The sequence below is a fragment of the Massilia sp. 05N420 genome (assembly GCF_056397205.1).
This window is the reverse complement of sequence record NZ_JBFTMX010000155.1, coordinates 1-491: the sequence shown is the minus strand read 5'-3', so window position 1 is coordinate 491 and position 491 is coordinate 1. Positions and strand designations below refer to the sequence as shown.

The 491-nt window shown below is 70.3% G+C and carries 1 protein-coding gene; it reads left to right on the top strand.

All coding sequences use genetic code 11. The features are described from left to right. On the top strand, positions 1 to 491 hold a 491-nt coding region (locus AC1DIX_RS27750), incomplete at both ends, for a phage tail protein (RefSeq protein ID WP_477328558.1).

Below are 491 nucleotides of genomic sequence, written 5' to 3'. Positions count from 1 at the left end.
AAGCACTGCTGCGCGACAACCGGATCGGCAGACGGTCGGTGCGCTTTGCGCTGCCGCCTGGCGCGCGGCAGTTTCAGCCGGGCGATGTGGTGGCGATCACCGGTGGGCCGCCGGGGCGGTTCCTGATCGCGTCGATCGAAGACGGGGGTACGAGAGAGGTCGAGGCGCGCGAGTTTGCGCCATCGGCGGGCGCGGCACCAGCTGAAGAGGCCGGCGGCAGGAACGGCAGCGGCCAGCCATCGAGCCTGTTCGATCCGGTGGTTCAGCTGATGGATCTGCCGCGGTTTGCGGCGGGCGAGGCGGCAAGTTTTGCAAGGGCCGCGGTCTTCGCGCGTCCCTGGAAGATGGTCGGGCTGTCATCCTCGGTGACCGGGGAAGGCTATCGTGGGCGGGCGCTGATCGAACGGCCGGCGCGGATCGGGGTGCTTGCGGCGCCGCTATCGGCCGGGGTGCCGGGGCGTTTCGACTGGTCGGCAGACGTGGAGCTGGAG